Consider the following 18891-nt stretch of genomic DNA (forward strand, 5'->3'; position numbering starts at 1 on the left):
TCGCTCAGCCGAACCGCCCGGTGATGTAGTCCGAGGTACGCTCGACCCGCGGGCGGGTGAAGATCTGCGCGGTCTCGCCCTCTTCGATCAGCTCGCCCAGATACATGAAGGCGGTGCGATCAGAGACGCGGCTCGCCTGCTGCATGTTGTGGGTGACGATGGCGATGGTGAACTGTTCCTTGAGCTGATGAATCGTCTCCTCCAGCTTGCCGGTCGAGATCGGATCGAGCGCGGAAGCCGGCTCGTCGAGCAGGATCACCTCCGGCTCCACCGCGATGGTGCGCGCGACGCACAGACGCTGCTGCTGACCGCCCGAGAGCGACTGGCCCGAGCTTTGCAGCTTGTCCTTCACCTCGTCCCAGAGCGCCGCCCCCTTCAGCGCCGCCTGAACCCGGTCGTCGATCTCGGATTTCGCGTAATTCGCGAGGCGTAGGCCGAAGGCGATATTCTCGTGGATCGTCATCGGGAAGGGCGTGGGCTTCTGGAACACCATGCCCACCTTGGCGCGCAGCCGGTTGAGATCGACCTTCTTGCCGAGGATATTCTCGCCATCGAGCAGCACCTCCCCCGTCGCGGTCTGCTTCGGATAGAGGTCATACATCCGGTTGAGCACGCGCAAGAGCGTGGACTTGCCACAGCCCGACGGGCCGATGAAGGCGGTCACACGGTTCTCGGGCAGGTCGAGATTGATCGATTTCAGGGCTTTGAAATCGCCGTAGAAGAAATCGAGGTTCTTGATCGAGATGCGCGATTTCGGCGCGGGATCTACCCCGTCGAAGGTCATCGGCGAGCGGTCGCGAATGAGGGTATCCATCAGTGTTTCTCCTTCTTGGAGGTGACGAGGCGGGCGACAATCGCCAGCGCCAGCACCGCGACGGTGATGAGAAGCGCGCCTGCCCAGGCAAGGGCCTGCCAGTTGTCATAGGGCGAAAGCGCGAATTGGAAGATGGTGATCGGCAGCGAAGCCATCGGCTGCGTCAGATCGAGGCTGAAGAAGTTGTTGGACAGCGCCGTGAAGAGAAGCGGCGCGGTCTCGCCCGAAATCCGGGCGATGGCCAGCAGCACGCCGGTCACGATCCCCGCCATCGCCGCCTTGTAGGCGACCGTGCGGATCACGATCCAGCGCGGCCAACCCATCGCAAGCCCTGCCTCGCGCAACTGGTCGGGCACGAGGCGCAGCATGTCCTCGGTGGTGCGCACGACGATCGGGATCACGAGGATCGCCAGCGCGACCGAGCCCGCAAGCGCCGAGAAATGCCCGAGGCTGACGACGAGCACCTGATAGACGAAGAGGCCCACGATGATCGAGGGTGCCGACAGAAGGATATCATTCACGAAGCGGATCACCTTGGACAGCTTCGCATAGCGCCCGTATTCGGCCATGTAGGTCCCGGCGAGGATGCCGATCGGCGTCCCGATCGCCACCGCGATCGCCGACATGATCACCGAGCCGAGGATCGCATTGCGCAAGCCCCCCGGCTCCATCGGCGAAGGCGTGTCTTGGGTGAAGACGGAAAGGTTCAGCGCGCTCGCCCCCTTGTAGAGCAGGTAGAGCAGGATCACGGCCAGCACGAAGAGGCCGAGCGCCGCCGCCCCCGTGGACAGCGTCATCATCACCGCGTTGATGGTTTTTCTGCGGGTCATCGAAGCCATGTCTTACGCTCCCGACTTTTGCTTCATGCGCTTGAGCATCCACTGGGCAGCGGCGAGCACGATGAAGGTGAGGATGAACAGAACGAGGCCAAGCGCGATCAGCGACGAGGTGTAGATCGGCGTCGTGGCCTCGGTGAATTCGTTGGCGATCGCCGCCGAGATCGTGGTGCCCGGTGCGAGGATCGAGCCCGAGATGCGATGCGCGTTGCCGATCACGAAGGTCACGGCCATCGTCTCGCCCAGCGCGCGGCCAAGCGACAGCATGATGCCGCCCACCAGCGCGGTGCGCACATGCGGGATCACGATATGGCGGTTCACCTCCCAGCGGGTCATGCCCATGCCGTATGCGCTTTCACGCAGCATCGGCGGCACCGTCTGGAAGATATCGCGCGCGAGCGACGCGATGAAGGGCAGGATCATCATCGCGAGGATCAGCCCCGCAGTCAGCATCCCGATCCCGTAGGGCGGGCCCGCGAAGAGCGTGCCGATCACCGGGACATGGCCCAGCGTGTCGATCAGGAAGGGCTGGATATAGCTCTGCATGAAGGGCGCGAAGACGAAGAGGCCCCAGATGCCGTAGATGATCGAGGGGATGCCCGCGAGCAGCTCGATCGCGATCCCAAGCGGGCGGCGCAACACGCGCGGGCAGGTCTCGGTCAGGAAGATCGCGATGCCAAGCCCCACCGGCACCGCGATGACCATCGCGATGATCGAGGTGACGACCGTGCCGTAAAGCGGCGCCAGCGCGCCGAACTTGTCGGTCACCGGGTTCCATTTCGCGGTCCACAGGAACGGCAGCCCGTATTCCTTAAACGCCGGCCACGCCCCCATAACGAGCGAGGCGAACACGCCCAGGAGAACCAGCAGCACCACCACCGCGGCGGCCAGCGTCAACGAGCCGAATATCCGGTCGGACTGGGCCACCGGGCGCGTGCTCTTCACGCCGCTGTCGTAATCGCTTGTCGCCGTCATCGCGCACTCCACTCAAAATCGCAGAAAGGGAGGGCCGCAGATGCAGCCCTCCCCCGAAGGTGTTTATGGCAGGAAGGATCAGTGGTTCATCGACCAGACAGCGTTGCCATCCTTGCCTTTGATCTGACCCCATTCTTTCTTGATCTGAGCCACGACGTTTTCGGGCATCGGGATGTAGTCCAGCTTGGCTGCCGCGTCGCCGCCGTTCGCGTAGGCCCAGTCGAAGAACTTCAGCGCTTCGGTCGAAGCCGCACCGTCCTTGGCGTCCTTGTGCATCAGGATGAAGGTCGCCGCGGTCATCGGCCAGGTCTTGTCGCCCGGCTGGTTGGCGAGGATGACGCCGAAGCCCGGCTGGCTCGACCAGTCGGCATTGGCGGCGGCTGCGGCGAAGGCTTCGGCCTTCGGCGCGACTTTCTTGCCTGCTTTGTTGATCATGTCCGTGTAGGTCATGTTGTTCTGCAGCGCGTAGGCATATTCGACATAGCCGATCGAGTTCTTCGTCTGATCAACGTTCGCAGCCACGCCCTGGTTGCCCTTGGCGCCAAGACCCACCGGCCATTCGACAGCGGTCGAGACGCCGATGTCGTTCTTCCAGGTCTCATCGACCGAGGCGAGGTAATAGGTGTAGTTGAAGGTGGTGCCCGAACCGTCCGAACGGTGGACAACGGCGATCGCCGCGTCGGGGAGTTTCACGCCTTCGTTGAGCTTGGCAATGGCCGGATCGTTCCACTTGGTGATCTTGCCTTCGTAGATCTTCGCCAGCGTCTCGCCGTCGAGAACCAGCTCGCCCGGCTTGATGCCTTCGACGTTCACGACCGGAACGATGCCGCCCATGACGGTCGGGAACTGAACCAGCGTGTTCTTCTCCAGCTCGTCGCCGCCCAGCGGCTTGTCGGACGCGCCGAAGGTCACGGTGCGGGATTCGATCTGCTTGATGCCGCCGCCCGAGCCGATGGCCTGGTAGTTGAGGCCCGTGCCCGTCTTCTCTTTGTAGGTTTTCGCCCAAGCCGAGTAGATCGGATAGGGGAAGGTCGCGCCGGCGCCGGAGATGTCGGCGGCCTGCACCGCGGCGGCCGAAGCCAGCGTCGCACCGGCGATCGCGGCGGTGAGGGTGAGGCGGGTGATGAACATTGAACAGTCCTCGCTGTCAGAATTCGGAAGCTATGAACGCGGTAACGAAACTCGTCCCGTCCGCTGGGTGCACTCATGACGGGGCTTTTTGACAGCTATGTAACAGTCGCGATTGCGTGACAGGGCGTGATAATCTGGCGGTTTTAGGGGCTTCGGGATCACGACACGCCTTGGGCAAGAAACCCCGAAAACGGAAGATCCATAGGGCCTTTCACACGCCTCCGGCGATCACGCTCTTATCGCAACGCCGCGAGGCATGGGCCGCATACGGCGCCCCCTACGTAAATTTCGCCGAGAAAATGACAGTCTGCAGGCGGTTTTCGTGACTATTTCGGTGTCATGAAACGGTCGCGAAGGCCGGATCGCCCTGCCCTCGCGACTCAGAGTCGGCGTGCGGCAAGCGGATGCCGCACGATCTGACTCGCGACAAAGGCTACAAGATCACGTGCGGCTCGGGCACACCGACGACCGGCGCGCGCAGCAGATAGGACAGACCCTGATCCGCATCGGGATCGGTCATCCCCTCAAGCGCGCTCGTGACCAGCACGTCGCGCATATCCGCGCCCCCGAAGGCCGGACAGGTGCTGTTCTTCCCCGGCAAATCGAGATGATGGGTCATGCGGCCTTCCGCATCGAAACGGGCCACCCGCCCCGAACTCCAAAGCGCGCACCAGAAGCCACCCTCTGCATCGACCACTGCCCCGTCGGGGTAGAGGCCCTCGGACGAGAGGTCGAGAAACAGCCGGCTCTCGCCCTCGGGCCAGCCATCCGCGTCCAGTGGCTGGCACCAGACCTTATGGCTGGGCGTATCGGCGTAGTAAGCCGTGCGACCGTCGAGAGTGAAGCAAATCGCGTTGGGGATGGAAATTTCCGAGACGAGGCGACGCAGCTCGCCCCGGTAATAGCGATAGATCGTGCCGCGCCCGCGCTCCGCCTCTTTGCCCATCGTGCCGAACCAGAAGCCACCCTGCCGATCCGCCCGCCCGTCATTCGAGCGGGTGCCGGGATCGTCGGCCTCCACTTCGACGAGCGGCTCCAGCGTGCCCTCGCCGATGTGGAACAGCGACAGGCCGGTCTCGGTCGCGAGGATCATCCGCTCGCGATCCACCCAGCCTGCCGCCGAGGCCATGCCCTCGAACTGCCATTCGAGCGGCCCGTTGGCATCGCGCGTCAGCAGCTTGCGGTTCAGGATATCGAACCAGAAGAACTGGCTGCGCTCGGGATGCCAGAACGGCCCCTCCCCCAGCTCGCAAACCCTGTCGTCAAACACGCTCATATGAATCCTCCCGCAATTTGCGGAAGCCTCTCACCCCTGCAGGTCTTCGGGCAAGAGGTTCTCGGGAATGTTCTGGAAACAAACGGGCCGCAGGAAACGCCGGATCGCGAGCGTGCCGACGCTGGTCGCGCCGAAATTCGTGGACGCCGGGTAAGGCCCGCCATGGACCATCGCGTCGCAGACCTCCACGCCGGTTGGGAACCCATTCGCAAGCACCCTGCCCGCCTTGCGCTCCAGCACCGGCAGCAGCCGTCCGGCCAGCGCCGCATCGCCGTCATCCATATGCAGCGTCGCGGTCAACTGCCCCGAGAAGCTGCGCGCGACCTTCACCATCTCGTCGTCATCCTTGACCGTCACGATCAGACCAAGCGGGCCGAACACCTCCTCAGAGAGAACTTCGTTCTCCAGCCAGTCGGCGGCGGAGACGCGGAACAGGTAGGGCTTCGCCTCGCGCCGGTCGCAAACCTGAGTCAGCAGTTGCTGAACGCCCCCGGCCTCCTCGAACCGCGCGGCGCCCTTGCTATAGGCTTCGGCGATGCCGTCGGTCAGCATGACCTGCGAGCCGCCCGCCTCGAGCGCTGCGAGGGCCGCGTTCACGAAACTCTCGCCCTCGGTGCCTTCTTTGACCACGACAATACCGGGATTGGTGCAGAACTGGCCCGCCCCCATCATCAGCGAGGCCGCCCAGCCCACGCCCAGATCCTCACCGCGTGCCGCAATCGCTTCGGGCAGCATGAACATCGGGTTGACCGAGCCCAGCTCGCCGAAGAAGGGGATCGGCTCGGGACGCTGCGCGCAAAGGTCATAAAGCGCCTTGCCGCCGCCCAAGCTGCCGGTGAAGCCCACCGCCTTGATCAGCGGGTGTTGCACCAGCCCCTGCCCCACATCATGCGAGCCGCCTTGGACGAGGCTGAACACCCCCTTGGACATTCCGCATTTCTCGACGGCGGCCTTGATCGCTTCGGCCACGATCTCGCCGGTGCCGGGATGCGCCGGATGGCCCTTCACCACGACCGGGCAGCCCGCCGCCAGCGCTGAGGCCGTGTCGCCGCCCGCCGTCGAAAACGCGAGCGGGAAGTTCGACGCGCCGAACACCGCGACCGGGCCGATGGGACGCTGGATCATCCGCAGGTCGGGGCGCGGCAACGGCTGGCGGTCGGGCAGCGCCTTGTCGTGGCGGCGATCCAGATAGTCGCCCTTGCGGATGTGCTCCGCAAACAGGCGCAATTGGCCGGTGGTGCGCCCGCGCTCGCCATTCAGGCGCGCTTCGGGCAAGCCGCTTTCCTGCGTGCCGATCTCGGTGATCGCCTCGCCGCGCGCCTCTATCTCGTCGGCAATCGTCTCGAGGAATTTCGCGCGGGTTTCGCGGCTCGAATAGCCATAGTCCCAAAACGCATCCTCGGCCGCTTCGCAGGCGGCATTCACCATCTCGACCGTGCCCATGCAGAACTCATGCGAGGGCCCATGCGCCGGGTCAGACGTGAAACGGGTCTCGGTCTTTACCCAATCGCCTGCGATCAGATGCTTGCCATGCGGGGTATAGGTCATTTGGTATCCTTCAGAATTCGAAGTCTTCAACAGCGGTGCGGCGGCCCAGCAGGAACGCATCGGCCACATGCACCATCGGCGCGAGATCCACGTCGGATGCGCCCTGCCGCACCAGCTCTGCCATGCGGGCATAGAGTGCGGGGTATTCTTCCATGATGCTCTCGGCACCCTCGGCTTTCGCGACGCCGATCTCAAGGACGTTGCCACCAAGGCGCAACGCCATCGACCCGGCATCGGTTTCCAGCTCGATATCCCAGGTCTGGGGGCCTTCCTGTCGCCAGTCGAAATCCGCCTCGATCGCGCCGGTAAAGTTCAGCCGCACGGCGATGGGGGCCTGTCGGTTGGCGGGAAACTCCAGCTCCGCCGAGGTCAGGTGAACCGGCGCGGGCAGGATTTCCGTCAGGATCGAGAGCGCGTTGATGCCCGGATCGAAAACGCCCATGCCGCCGGGCTCGAACACCCAGTCCTGCCCGGGATGCCATTTGCGCACATCCTCGCGCCATGTGATCCGGCCAGACTGCACCTTGCGATCCGCAAGCCACGCCTTGGCGGCGGCCACCGCATGGGCCATGCGCGAATGCCATGTCGCGAACAGCGTGAGGCCCCGCGCAGAGGCCATCGCCTCAAGCGTATGCACCTCGGCCAAGGTGGCCCCGGGCGGCTTTTCGAGCATCACGTGCCGCCCGGCTTCAAGCGCTGCGCGCGCAGCCAGAAAGCGCGGCACGGGCGGCAGGCAGAGGCTCACCACCTCAATCTCGGGATGGGCGGAGAGCATCTCCTCGATCTGCGTATAGGCGGGCACCCCCTCGACCGTCCCATGCCGCGAGACCGTCGCGGCCAGTTCCCAATCGGAGCTGGCAGCGATTGCGGGCACGTGCTGATCCAGAGCGATCTTGCCGATGCCGACGAGCGCGAGTTTCATCAATGACTGTCCTTTCCGACCGGGTTGCCCCGGCAGCCGACGAGGAAATCGAGATCCGCCCCGGTATCGGCACCCATCACATGCGCCTGATGCAGCCACGCGTAGCCACCGTCCGGCCGCTCATGACTCGGCTGCCACTTGGCAAGGCGCTCGGCCAGTTCCGCGTCCGAGATTTCGAGCGTCAGGCTCCGGTTCGGCACGTCGAGCGCGATCATGTCGCCGTTCTGCACGACCGCGAGCGGGCCACCGGCGGCCGCCTCGGGCGAGGTATGCAGCACCACCGTTCCGTAAGCGGTGCCTGACATCCGCGCATCCGAGATGCGGACCATATCGGTGATGCCCTTCTTCAGCACTTTCGGCGGCAAGCCCATGTTTCCGACCTCGGACATGCCGGGATAGCCCTTGGGGCCGCAATTCTTCAGCACCATCACGCAGGTCTCGTCGATATCGAGCGCGTCGTCGTTGATCTTCGCCTTATAGTCGTCGATGTCCTCGAAGACGACCGCGCGACCGCGATGGGTCAGCAGATGCGGGCTCGCCGCAGAGGGTTTGAGCACCGCCCCTTTCGGCGCGAGATTGCCGCGCACCACCGCGATGCCGCCCTGATCGGTCAGCGGCTTGTCGGCGGGCAGGATCACGTCCTCGTTCCAGTTCACGACGTCCTTGACCTCGTCCCAGATCGCCCCGCCCGACACGGTCAGCACGTCCTTGTGGAGCTGCCCCGCCTCGCCCAGACGTTTCAGCACGACCGGCAGACCACCCGCGTAGAAGAACTCTTCCATCAGGTATTTCCCCGACGGCATCAGGTTGACGATGGTCTTCACGTCGCGCCCGCAGCGGTCCCAGTCATCGAGCGTGACATCAACGCCCACGCGCCCCGCCAGCGCCAGCAGATGCACCACCGCATTGGTCGAGCCGCCGATCGCGCCATTGGTGCGGATCGCGTTCTCGAAAGCCTGCTTGGTCATGATGTCGGAGGGTTTCAGATCGTCCTTCACCATCTGCACGATGCGCCGCCCCGAAAGCTGCGCCATGACGCGGCGGCGGCTGTCCACCGCCGGGATCGCGGCGTTGCCCGACAGCGCCATGCCAAGCGCCTCGGCCATGCTCGCCATCGTGCTTGCCGTGCCCATCGTGTTGCAGGTGCCCGAGGATCGGCTCATCGACGCTTCGGCCTCGAGAAATTCCTCCTGCGTCATCTCGCCCGCCTTCACGGCTTCGGAGAATTTCCACAGATGCGTGCCCGAGCCCACACGCTCGCCCCGGAAATAGCCGTTCAGCATCGGCCCGCCGGTTACGACGATGGACGGAATATCGCAGCTTGCCGCCGCCATCATCAGCGACGGCGTGGTCTTGTCGCAGCCCACCAGAAGCACCGCGCCGTCCATCGGCTGGCCGCGGATCGTCTCTTCGATCGCGAGGGCTGCAAGGTTGCGAAACATCATCGCGGTCGGGCGGAACGTGTTCTCCGAGGCCGAGAAGACCGGCACTTCGACGGGGAAACCACCCGCCTCCCAGATGCCCGCCTTCACCTTCTCGGCCAGCTCGCGCAGGTGGCCATTGCAGGGCGTCAGGTCCGACCAAGTATTCAGGATGCCGATGATCGGGCGCCCGTCGAACAGGTCATGCGGATAGCCTTGGTTCTTCATCCAGCCGCGATGGTAGATCGTGTCGCGCGTATTGCCGCCATACCATTCCTGCGAACGCAGTTTGCGGGGCCAAGGGGCGGGTGTGAAAGCCATATCGGACCTCAGAGGCTGGCGACGGCCACGGGGGCCGACGCGTCGGAGTTGAGGGCGAGCGGATTGCGCAGCGCGAGACCGAACTGTGGGCATTCGATCTCGAACACGTCCCCCGGCGCGGCGCTGATCCCGTCGGCGAAGCTGAGCGTGGCGGTGCCGAAGAAATGCACATGCACATCGCCCGGCTCGCGGAAGGGCGCGTATTTGAAATGGTGATGTTCGAGATTGGCGATGGAGTGGGACATGTTCGCCTCGCCCGACAGGAAAGGTTTCTCCCAGACCGTCTTTCCGTCGCGCAGGATGCGGCTGATGCCCTCGACGCTTTCGGGCAGATCGCCCACCAGCATCTCGGGGCCGAAGCTCGCCGGGCGCAGCTTGGAATGGGCGAGCCACAGGTAGTTGCCGCGCTCGGTCACATGATCGGAGAACTCGTTGCCCAGCGCGAAGCCCACGCGGACCGGCTGCCCGTCGGGCGCGATGACGTAGAGCCCCGCGACCTCTGGTTCCTCGCCACCATCGAGCGCGAAGCTCGGCGAGGTCAGCGCAGCGCCCGGCGCGACTGCCGCCAGACCGTTGCCCTTGTAGAACCACTCGGGCTGGACACCCACCGAGCCAGCGGCGGGCTTTCCGCCCTCCAGCCCCATGCGGAACATCTTCATGCTGTCGGTCATCTCCTCGGTGACCTTGGTGTGCATCGCATCGCGAGTGGAGGCGGAGCCCAGATGGGTCAGCCCCGTCCCGGTCAGATGCAGATGCGCGGCATCGGGATGATCGAGCGGCACCAGCATCCGCCCCTCGGCATAGGCGGCCTCCAGGTCCACCTCGTCCCCCTGCCCGCGCGCGGCGATCTCGGCAGCCAGATCGTGCCCGGCGGCGATGGCGGCCAGCGCCAGATCGCGGGTCGAGGTGACACCCGGAACCAGATGCGCGGGGCCGTTGTCGCGCACGGCCACGGCGCGCGATCCGTCGGCAAGGGTCAATTGCGAGAGCAACATCTCAGGCTTCCTTGTTCTTGTTGTAGACATCGAAGAAGACGGCGGCGAGCAGCACGAGCCCCTTGATGACCTGTTGGTAATCGATGCCAATCCCGAGGATCGACATGCCGTTATTCATCACGCCCATGATGAAAGCGCCGACAACCGCGCCGATGATCTTGCCCGAGCCGCCCGACATCGAGGCGCCCCCGATGAACACGGCCGCGATCACGTCGAGCTCCACCGCGAAGCCCGCCTTCGGGGTCGCGGTATTCAGACGTGCGGCGAAGACGAGACCAGCGAGCGCGGCCAGAAGGCCCATGTTCACGAAGGTCAGGAAGGTCAGCCGCTCGGTGCGGATGCCCGACAGCTTGGCCGCCTTGGAATTGCCGCCCACCGCATAGACCCGGCGGCCCAGAGTGGTGCGTTCGGTTACGAAGACATAGATGATCGTCAGGATCACCATCGACAGCAGCACGTTCGGCAGACCGCGGAACCATGCGAGTTTCCACGTCACGAAGAGAAGCGCCACGGCGACGATCGCATTGCGAAGCACGAAGAGGCCAAGCGGTTCGCCCTCGATCCCGTAGCGCGCATCGCGCGACCGCGCCCTCAGGCCCAGCCACACCAAGAGCACCACAGCCGCGACACCGACCGCCAGTGCCAGCATATTCGGACGGCCCACGCCGAACGGGTCCGCGATGAACCCGGTCGAGAGCGCTTGGAACGACTTCGGGAAGGGGCCGATGGATTGGCCTTCGAGCAGCCAGAGCGACAGCCCGCGGAACACCAGCATCCCCGCCAGTGTCACGATGAAGGACGGGATTTTCCAATAGGCTACGAAATAGCCCTGCACCGCGCCAATCGCCATGCCCATCACGAGGCACGCCGGGATCGCCACCGCGACCGGCAGGTCCATCGACACGATCAACACCGCGGCAAAGGCCCCGATAAAGCCCATCACCGAGCCGACCGAGAGGTCGATATTGCCCCCCACGATCACCAGCAACATGCCCAAGGCCATGATGATGATGTAGCTGTTCTGCAGGAACAGGTTGGTGATGTTGACCGGCTTGAGCAACGTGCCGCCCGTCACGATCTGGAAGAACAGCATGATCGCGATCAACGCAAACAGCAGTCCGTATTCGCGGATGTGGCGCGCGATATAGGCGCCGATCCCAAGGCCTCCCGAAGGCTCGGAATTCGCTTGTTCGATCTGGTCCATGACTTTCCCTATTCCCTAACGATCAAGGACATGATGCGCTCCTGGCTGGCCTCGTCGGCGTTCAACTCGCCCACGAAGCTGCCCTCGTTCATCACGTAGATCCGGTCGGACATGCCCAGAAGTTCCGGCATCTCCGAAGAGATCATGATGACGGCCTTCCCGGCCGCGCTCAGTTCATTGATGATCCCGTAGATTTCGTATTTCGCGCCGACATCGATGCCGCGCGTCGGCTCGTCGAGGATCAGCACCTCCGGCTCGGTAAAGAGCCATTTCGCGAGCACGACCTTCTGCTGGTTGCCGCCCGAGAGGTTCATCACCTTCTGGAACACCGAGGGCGTGCGGATATTGAGGTCGCGGCGGTATTTCTCGGCCACCTCGGTTTCGCGAAAATCCTCGACCACGCCGTTCTTCGCCACCGCGCCGAGATTGGCGAGGCTGGTGTTGCGCTGGATCGTTTCTTCGAGGATCAGCCCGAGGCTTTTGCGGTCCTCGGTGACATAGGCGAGCCCCGCCGCGATGGCTCGGTCGACGCTGGAGACATCGGCGGGCTTGCCGTGGATCAGCACCTCGCCCGAGATATCGCGCCCGTAGCTGCGCCCGAAGACGCTCATGGCAAGCTCGGTGCGGCCCGAACCCATCAGCCCCGCGATGCCCACAACTTCGCCTGCCCGGACATGCATCGACAGGTCGCGGATCATCTGGCGGTCGCGATGTTCGGGGTGGCGCACGTTCCAGTTCTTCAACTCAAACAGCACCTCGCCCGCGCGACGGGTCCGGTCGGGGAAGCGATGCGCCATGTCGCGGCCCACCATGTCGCGCACGATGCGGTCTTCGGTGAGATCGCCGCCGCGCGCATCGATGGTAGAGATCGTGGCGCCGTCGCGGATCACGGTGACGCTGTCGGCCACGCGCTTCACCTCGTTGAGCTTGTGGCTGATGATGATCGAGGTGACGCCCTGCGCCTTCAGCTCCAGCAGCAGATCCAGCAGAGCCTGACTGTCGGATTCCGACAGCGCCGCCGTCGGCTCGTCGAGGATCAGCAGGCGCACGTTCTTCGACAGCGCCTTCGCGATTTCGACAAGCTGCTGCTTGCCCACGCCGAGACTGTCGACCAGCGTGCCGGGCGCCTCGCGCAGACCGACCTTCTTCAGCAGGCCTTCGGTCTGCTGGAAGGTTTCCTGCCAGTTGATCACGCCGCTCTGGGCGCGTTCATTGCCCAGATAGATGTTCTCGGCAATCGACAGAAGCGGCACCAACGCCAGCTCCTGGTGAATGATGATGATGCCACGATCTTCGCTGTCGCGGATGTCGCGGAATTCGGCAGCGGCGCCGTCATAGACGATCTCGCCCTCGTAGCTGCCTGCGGGATAAACGCCTGAGAGCACTTTCATCAGGGTCGATTTTCCCGCGCCGTTCTCACCGCAGATCGCGTGGATTTCACCGTCACGGACCGCGATCGAGACGTCGTCGAGCGCTTTCACACCAGGAAAGGTCTTGGTGATGTTGCGCATTTCAAGAAGGGTGGTCATCCGACCTCTCCGGCGTCAAATCGAGTGGGGGGGACTGGCCGCCCCGAAGGGCGGCCAGCGTGGCAAGTCGGGGAGGCCCGGCTTACTCGATCTGATCCTTGGTGTAGTAACCGGAGCCGATCAGAACCTTTTCCCAGTTCGATTTGTCCACCGGCACCGGCTGGAGCAGGTAGGACGGGATCACCTTGACGCCGTTGTCATAGGTCTCGGTATCGTTGATCTCGGGCTCGCCGCCCTTGAGCATCGCGTTGACCATGCCGACGGTGACTTTCGCCAGTTCGCGGGTGTCCTTGAAGATGGTCGAGTACTGCTCGCCCGCGAGGATCGATTTCACCGAAGGCACTTCCGCATCCTGACCGGTAACGATCGGCATCTTCATGTCGCCCGAGCCATAGCCCACGCCCTTGAGCGAGGACAGGATGCCGATGGACAGCCCGTCATAGGGCGAGAGCACGCCCTGCACCTGCTTGTCGGTGTAATTGGCCGACAGAAGGTTATCCATGCGCGACTGTGCCACGGCACCGTCCCAGCGCAGCGTGCCGACCGTGTCCATGCCCATCTGGCCCGACGGGATCACGACATCGCCCGAGTCGATGAGCGGCTGCAGCACCGACATCGCGCCATTATAGAAGAAATAGGCGTTGTTATCGTCCGGCGAGCCGCCGAACAGCTCGACATTCCACGGCTTGGTGTCGGGGAAACGCTCCTTGAGCCCCTGCACCAGCGAATTGGCCTGCTCCACGCCGACCTTGAAGTTGTCGAAGGTCGCGTAATAGTCGACATCCGGCGTGTCGCGGATCAGGCGGTCGTACGCGATGACCTTGATATCGGCGGCCTTCGCGTTGGCCAGAGCGTTCGACAGCGTCGTGCCGTCGATCGCCGCGATCACCAGAACGTCCACGCCCTTGGTGATCATGTTCTCGACTTGAGCGAGCTGGTTCGGAATATCGTCTTCCGCATATTGCAGGTCAGTGTCGTAGCCAGCTTCCTGGAACTGTTCGACCATCGAGTTGCCGTCAGATATCCAGCGAGCCGACGATTTGGTCGGCATCGATATCCCTACGGTTTCGGCCCAAGCGCCGGAACCGAGCAAAGCGGTGCCGATCGCCAGCACTGCGGCGGCGGTTTTAATTTTCATGGTGTCCTCCCTATGACGGTGCGCGGCCGTCTGTCCTCCTCGCGCAGCCCGATACCGGGCGTGGGAGAAACACTAGCAATGTGGGAGCATGATGATAAAATTACATTCAACGCAATCTGCATACCGAAAGTGATATGCCCCTTTCTCACCTGATGCTGAAACCGGCGCAGTTGCGCCTGATCCGGGCGGTCGCCGAGTCCGGGCAACTCCAACTCGCCGCCGAGAGCTGCGCCATGACGCAGCCGGCCGCCTCGCGGATGCTGGCCGAGGTGGAGCGGCGGGTCGACGCGCCGCTGTTCACCCGGCAGCCCAAGGGGATGGAGCCGACAGAGATCGGGCTGGCCGTGTTGCGCCGCGCCCGGGCCGTTCTGCGCGAACTCGAGAGCATGGGCTCCGACATCGAGGCGCTGCGCAGCGGCCATGCCGGGCGGGTGCGGATCGGCGCGGTGACCGGCCCTGCGGTGGGCTATCTCGTACCCGCGATCCGCGCCGTCAAACGTGCCTCGCCCGAGAGCGACATTTCCGTGGAGGTTCTGCCGTCACGCGATCTGTTGGGCTATCTCGCGGCGGGAGAAATGGATTTCATCCTCGCCCGGGTTCTGCCCGAGTTCGACAGCGAGCTTTTCGACATCACCCCGATGCGCGACGAGAAAATCGTCTTTCTCGTGCGCGCCAATCACCCGCTGGCCCGCTCGCCCTTCGTCACGATGACCGAACTGGGGGATTACGAATGGATCCTGCAGCAGCGCGGCGCGCCGATCCGGGAGGCGACCTTCGAGGCCTTCGCGGCGCTGGGCCTCTCCGAGCCGCGCGACTGCGTGAACAGCCCGTCGCTGCTGTTCACCATCGCCTATCTCGCGCAAAGCGACGCCGTGGCCGCCGTCTCGGAAGAGGTCGCGCAGCTTCTTATCCGGGACCCGGTCAATGCGGGCTTCGCGGTTCTGCGCATCCAGCAGGAATTTCGGGTGTCGTCCTATTACCTGCTGGGTCTGCGCCGCCGCCCGCTCTCGCCGCTTGCCCTTAGATTGCGCGAAGAGCTGCTGCAGCTTTCGGGGCAGGCAAGCTGATCGCAGACAGCAGCCACGTCCCCACATCTCCATCCGCTTAGCTCACCCGGTCAGGCGCGTCGCGCGCAGATCGCCTGCCTGTTCGAGGATCGGATAGGCCACATAGGTCACGTCCGTATTGATCTGCTTCAGCGCGCGCACGGTTTCCTGATGGATATTCGTGGTCTCGATAGAGGCACTGTTATTCGCGCGCAGCCGGGCAAGGTGGGCCGCCTGCAAATCGGCCTCAGCGGCGCGAGTGCGGTCTTTCTCCTCCACGAGCTGGCGCGCATCGTCGATCTCCCCCGACATCAGGACGTTCAGGGCCAGACGCGTGTTCGAGGTGACGCGGTCATGGAAATCGGTCAGCTCCCGCAGCCCCTCTTCCGAGAAGGTCAGGCCGCGTTCGTGGATGCGCTGGGCGAGATCGACGAGATTGGTCGAAATCTGATCGCCCGCATCCTCGAGATGGTTCGCCACCATCGCGATCTCCATCGCGCGCCGGGATTGCTCGGTGCTCAGCCGCGTCTCATTGAGCCGCGCGACATAGAGCTTGATCTCGTAATGCATGCGGTCGACCTCGGTTTCGTTGCGCTTGATGCGGGCGGCGACCTCCGGGTCCCAGCGGACGAAAAGCCCGAGCGCAGGCTGCAGCATCTCCAAGACCTGCTCGCCCATGCGCAGCAACTCGCGCGCGGCATTGCCAAGGGCATGGCCCGGATCGCCCAAGCCCTTTTGGTCGAGCGCGGTGATCCGTGTGGGCGACAGATCCTTGCGTTCGACCACGACCGCCCCGGCAAGACGCAGCACCGCAGGGATCAGCGGAAGCGACAGGATCGCGACGCCGAGGTTGAAGACCAGATGCAGGTTGACCACCTGCCGCGCCGTCGTCGCGCCCAGAAAGTCGAGCGCATGCGGGAAGGCCATCAGACCGATCAGCACCAGCGCGGCCCCGCCCCCGCGCAGGACGAAATTCGAGACCATGATGCGGCGCGGGATCGGATCGGCCGACAGCGTCAGCATCACCGGGATGATCGCCCCGCCGAGGTTCGCGCCCAGCACCATCGCCGCGGCGCCCGTCCCCGGCAAAAGGCCCTGGCCCGCGAAGGTCACGAACATCAAGACCGCCGCGATCGAGGAATGCATCGCCCAGGTCAGCAAGGCCCCGAGGACGAAGGCCGAGACGAGGTCGCTGCCCAGCCGGGTCAGCACCGCGTCTACCAGTTCGCTGTCGCGCAAGGGCGCCGTCGCCTCGCCGATCAGACCCAGCGAGAGCAGCACCAGCGCCAGCCCCACGAAGATGCGTCCCGCCTGCCGCGGCCGGCGGGCTTTCGACTTGAGAAACAACGTCACCCCGATCACGAGAAGCGCGGGCACAAGGACATGGATCGGCGAGAGCAGGATCTGCGCCACGATCGACGAGCCCAGATCGGCGCCTAGCACCAGCGCCACGCCCGACACGGCGGCCAATGTTCCGCTCGCGGCGAAGCCGGCGGTCAGGATCGCGACGGCGGTCGAGCTTTGCAGCAGCATCGCCGCCCCCGTCCCCGCCGCCATCGCACTGATCCGCGTGCCCGCCGTGCGGCGCAGGAACTGGCGCAGCGAAGCCATGAAGGCGCGCTCGACCCCGGTGCGGATCAGCCGAACCGCCCAAAGCAGCAGCGCCACCGCGCCCGCGAGATTGATCAGGAAATAGATCATAAGCTCTCCAAAATCCCGCGTTTGGCTTCGGATGCCCTCCAAGGCCACGCGGTTCTACCTCGTTAAACTGCATCAAAATGTGGGTTTCGCAACATTTTTCTTGAATTTATGCGGCATAGGCCACATCAATTTTAGAGTTCGGTGAGTTTTCTCACCTTCGGGAAAAGCGATGGATGCGAGCGTGAAACAAGACGGACAGCGACTGCGCAAACGCGACCGGCGCGAGCAGATCCTGTTCGAGTTGAAGCTGCGCCCCCACCTGCGCATCTCGGAACTCGCGGCGCGGTTCGGGGTCTCGACCGAAACGATCCGGCGCGATTTCGATGCGCTCGAAGAGAAGGGGCTGATCGACCGCGCGCATGGCGGGGCCTCGCGCCCCCATCCGGGTCACTATCCGACGCTGGACGAGCGCGAACGCGACCAGTTTCAGGAACGCGAGCGGATCGGGCGCGTTGCCGCCGCGCAGGTAGCCCCCGGCGAAACGCTGATGATCGACTCCGGCTCGACCACGCAGCAGATGGCCCGGTTTCTGGCCATGGCAGGCACCCCCTGCCGCGTCATCACCAATTCCCTGCCCATCGCCATGCTTCTAGGCGGAAGCGAGGGGGCGGAGGTGATCCTTGCCCCGGGGAATTACCTGCCGACGGAATCGGCGGTCGTGGGCGAAGAGACGCTCGAATTCCTGTCGCGCCATCACGTCGACCGGGCGGTGATCGGGGCCACGGCGCTTTCACTGGAAGGCGTGTCCGAAACCATTCCGGGCTTCGCCGCGATCAAGCGCGTGATGCTTGCGCAGGCGCAGGCCGGAATGCTGCTGATCCTCGGGTCGAAATTCGGCATTCACGGCTTCACCCGCGCCGCCACGCTAGGCGCGCTCGCCTCGGTGGTGGCGGACCGCGCGCCGCCCGCCGATCTGAAAGAGGCGCTGCGCGAAAACGCCGTGGAAGTACTGCTCGCCAAGTGAGGTCATCCACAAGAGTTTCCTGGGATGCCGGGCCAGCCGCAGACCTGAACGTGCTGGTGATCGCTGTCGCTGTGGTGATAAGTGAGCCCCTATCGGCACAGGCGCGAAGGACGACCATCTGATGACCATGACAGCGCAGGAAGCGCTCGTAGCTTATGAGCGCGCGCGCCATCGACTGCCCTCCCCGGGCGCGGGCACGACAAGCCAGATGGCCCGCGATCTCTCGGAACTTGCCGATCTGTTCGACGTCTTCCTGCTCGATGCGTTCGGCGTGCTCAATATCGGCGAGACCGCGATCGAAGGCACGCCCGAGCGCGTCGCGGCGCTGCAAGCGCAGGGCAAGCGGGTGATGGTCGTGTCGAACGCGGCGGGCGTCCCGCATGACAGCCTGATGCGGAAATACGCACGGCTCGGCTATGACTTCGCGCCCGAGGATGTCGTCACCAGTCGCACCGCTCTCGTTGCAGCCCTGCGCGAAGCGCCTGCCCGGGCCTGGGGCCTGATGGCGAGCCAAACGACGGGCGATGACGAGCTGGATCAGTTCGACGTCACATGGCTCGCCGAAGACCGCACCGCCTATGACGCGGCCGAAGGCTTCCTGCTGATCGGCGCGGCGGACTGGACCGAAGAGCGCCAAGGCCTGCTCGAAGCGTCCCTCCGCGATAACCCGCGCCCGGTCTGGGTCGGCAATCCGGATATCGTCGCCCCCCGTGAGGTCGGGTTCTCGCAGGAGCCGGGTCACTTCGCGCATAGGCTCGCCGATGCGACGGGTGTGGCGCCGGAGTTCTACGGCAAGCCTTTCACCAATATCTACGACATCGCCTTCGCGCGTCTCGGTCCGGTCGATCCTGCGCGCGTACTGATGGTGGGCGACAGCCTGCACACCGACATTCTCGGCGCACAGGCGACCGGAATCCGCTCTGCCCTGATCGCGGGATATGGCTTCTTCGGTGGCGAGGACGCGCAGGCGGCCATCGCCTCCTGCGGCATCGTTCCGGATTTCGTTCTGGAACGGCCGTGAGCGCGCCGCCGCTGACCCCGGCGAAATGATGTGTTTTTTAAAGCCATCG

The 18891-nt window shown here is 64.4% G+C and carries 16 protein-coding genes; 3 read left to right on the top strand and 13 right to left on the bottom strand.

Annotated elements, in window-relative coordinates; all coding sequences use genetic code 11:
- Positions 1-4 precede the first annotated feature (4 nt).
- The 12 genes from pstB to chvE form a co-directional block, all read right to left on the bottom strand.
- Positions 5-784 (bottom strand): phosphate ABC transporter ATP-binding protein PstB, encoded by a 780-nt coding sequence (pstB, locus tag BMI91_RS07820; protein ID WP_078605095.1) that lies wholly within the window; start codon positions 782-784, stop codon positions 5-7.
- 29 nt (positions 785-813) lie between these two features.
- Positions 814-1644: a phosphate ABC transporter permease PstA gene (gene pstA, locus BMI91_RS19675; protein WP_244176586.1), complete on the bottom strand. Its 831-nt coding sequence runs from the start codon at positions 1642-1644 to the stop codon at positions 814-816.
- Between the two features lie 12 nt (positions 1645-1656).
- Positions 1657-2625, bottom strand: a complete 969-nt coding sequence (gene pstC, locus BMI91_RS19680; protein ID WP_078570087.1) for a phosphate ABC transporter permease subunit PstC — start codon at positions 2623-2625, stop codon at positions 1657-1659.
- A 78-nt stretch (positions 2626-2703) separates the two neighbouring features.
- Positions 2704-3756, bottom strand: coding sequence for a phosphate ABC transporter substrate-binding protein PstS (gene pstS / locus BMI91_RS07830; protein WP_078604569.1), 1053 nt, complete (start codon positions 3754-3756; stop codon positions 2704-2706).
- 433 nt (positions 3757-4189) lie between these two features.
- Positions 4190-5038: an SMP-30/gluconolactonase/LRE family protein gene (locus BMI91_RS07835; protein WP_093476985.1), complete on the bottom strand. Its 849-nt coding sequence runs from the start codon at positions 5036-5038 to the stop codon at positions 4190-4192.
- A gap of 24 nt (positions 5039-5062) precedes the next feature.
- Positions 5063-6580, bottom strand: a complete 1518-nt coding sequence (locus BMI91_RS07840; RefSeq protein ID WP_078604571.1) for an aldehyde dehydrogenase (NADP(+)) — start codon at positions 6578-6580, stop codon at positions 5063-5065.
- Positions 6581-6590: 10 nt separating this feature from the next.
- Positions 6591-7502, bottom strand: a complete 912-nt coding sequence (locus BMI91_RS07845; protein ID WP_078604572.1) for a Gfo/Idh/MocA family protein — start codon at positions 7500-7502, stop codon at positions 6591-6593.
- Positions 7502-9244 carry an L-arabinonate dehydratase gene (gene araD, locus BMI91_RS07850; protein ID WP_078604573.1) on the bottom strand — a complete coding sequence of 581 codons (1743 nt, stop codon included), beginning with the start codon at positions 9242-9244 and terminating at the stop codon, positions 7502-7504. The genes BMI91_RS07845 and araD overlap by 1 nt, the downstream gene beginning before the upstream one ends.
- Before the next feature lie 8 nt (positions 9245-9252).
- Complete coding sequence (gene araD1 / locus BMI91_RS07855) at positions 9253-10239, bottom strand: AraD1 family protein (protein WP_078604574.1); 987 nt, start codon at positions 10237-10239, stop codon at positions 9253-9255.
- 1 nt (position 10240) lies between these two features.
- Complete coding sequence (gene mmsB / locus BMI91_RS07860; protein ID WP_078520305.1) at positions 10241-11443, bottom strand: multiple monosaccharide ABC transporter permease; 1203 nt, start codon at positions 11441-11443, stop codon at positions 10241-10243.
- Positions 11444-11451: 8 nt separating this feature from the next.
- Positions 11452-12972, bottom strand: a complete 1521-nt coding sequence (gene mmsA / locus BMI91_RS07865) for a multiple monosaccharide ABC transporter ATP-binding protein (RefSeq protein ID WP_078604575.1) — start codon at positions 12970-12972, stop codon at positions 11452-11454.
- Between the two features lie 82 nt (positions 12973-13054).
- Positions 13055-14110: a multiple monosaccharide ABC transporter substrate-binding protein gene (gene chvE, locus BMI91_RS07870; RefSeq protein ID WP_078570080.1), complete on the bottom strand. Its 1056-nt coding sequence runs from the start codon at positions 14108-14110 to the stop codon at positions 13055-13057.
- 134 nt (positions 14111-14244) lie between these two features.
- Here chvE and BMI91_RS07875 point away from each other — a divergent pair, with 134 nt between their 5' ends.
- Positions 14245-15177: a LysR family transcriptional regulator gene (locus BMI91_RS07875; protein ID WP_078520308.1), complete on the top strand. Its 933-nt coding sequence runs from the start codon at positions 14245-14247 to the stop codon at positions 15175-15177.
- A 42-nt stretch (positions 15178-15219) separates the two neighbouring features.
- Here the strand turns inward: BMI91_RS07875 and BMI91_RS07880 are convergent, their stop codons facing one another.
- Positions 15220-16857, bottom strand: a complete 1638-nt coding sequence (locus BMI91_RS07880) for a Na/Pi cotransporter family protein (RefSeq protein WP_078604576.1) — start codon at positions 16855-16857, stop codon at positions 15220-15222.
- A gap of 181 nt (positions 16858-17038) precedes the next feature.
- Between BMI91_RS07880 and BMI91_RS07885 the strand changes: the two genes are divergently transcribed.
- The gene (locus BMI91_RS07885; RefSeq protein WP_244176587.1) at positions 17039-17821 is read left to right on the top strand and encodes a DeoR/GlpR family DNA-binding transcription regulator; all 783 of its coding nucleotides are present in this window, start codon (positions 17039-17041) and stop codon (positions 17819-17821) included.
- 121 nt (positions 17822-17942) lie between these two features.
- Positions 17943-18842, top strand: coding sequence for an HAD-IIA family hydrolase (locus tag BMI91_RS07890; protein WP_341853194.1), 900 nt, complete (start codon positions 17943-17945; stop codon positions 18840-18842).
- Positions 18843-18891 lie beyond the last annotated feature (49 nt).

It is taken from the genome of Thioclava sediminum (assembly GCF_002020355.1).
GTDB classification, from domain to species: domain Bacteria; phylum Pseudomonadota; class Alphaproteobacteria; order Rhodobacterales; family Rhodobacteraceae; genus Thioclava; species Thioclava sediminum.

Coding starts and splice junctions, on each gene's coding strand:
- pstB (WP_078605095.1), bottom strand. CDS start 784: ATGACCTTCGACGGGGTAGATCCCGCGCCGAAATCGCGCATCTCGATC.
- pstA (WP_244176586.1), bottom strand. CDS start 1,644: ATGACCCGCAGAAAAACCATCAACGCGGTGATGATGACGCTGTCCACG.
- pstC (WP_078570087.1), bottom strand. CDS start 2,625: ATGACGGCGACAAGCGATTACGACAGCGGCGTGAAGAGCACGCGCCCG.
- pstS (WP_078604569.1), bottom strand. CDS start 3,756: ATGTTCATCACCCGCCTCACCCTCACCGCCGCGATCGCCGGTGCGACG.
- BMI91_RS07840 (WP_078604571.1), bottom strand. CDS start 6,580: ATGACCTATACCCCGCATGGCAAGCATCTGATCGCAGGCGATTGGGTA.
- BMI91_RS07845 (WP_078604572.1), bottom strand. CDS start 7,502: ATGAAACTCGCGCTCGTCGGCATCGGCAAGATCGCTCTGGATCAGCAC.
- araD (WP_078604573.1), bottom strand. CDS start 9,244: ATGGCTTTCACACCCGCCCCTTGGCCCCGCAAACTGCGTTCGCAGGAA.
- araD1 (WP_078604574.1), bottom strand. CDS start 10,239: ATGTTGCTCTCGCAATTGACCCTTGCCGACGGATCGCGCGCCGTGGCC.
- mmsB (WP_078520305.1), bottom strand. CDS start 11,443: ATGGACCAGATCGAACAAGCGAATTCCGAGCCTTCGGGAGGCCTTGGG.
- mmsA (WP_078604575.1), bottom strand. CDS start 12,972: ATGACCACCCTTCTTGAAATGCGCAACATCACCAAGACCTTTCCTGGT.
- chvE (WP_078570080.1), bottom strand. CDS start 14,110: ATGAAAATTAAAACCGCCGCCGCAGTGCTGGCGATCGGCACCGCTTTG.
- BMI91_RS07875 (WP_078520308.1), top strand. CDS start 14,245: ATGCCCCTTTCTCACCTGATGCTGAAACCGGCGCAGTTGCGCCTGATC.
- BMI91_RS07880 (WP_078604576.1), bottom strand. CDS start 16,857: ATGATCTATTTCCTGATCAATCTCGCGGGCGCGGTGGCGCTGCTGCTT.
- BMI91_RS07890 (WP_341853194.1), top strand. CDS start 17,943: ATGACCATGACAGCGCAGGAAGCGCTCGTAGCTTATGAGCGCGCGCGC.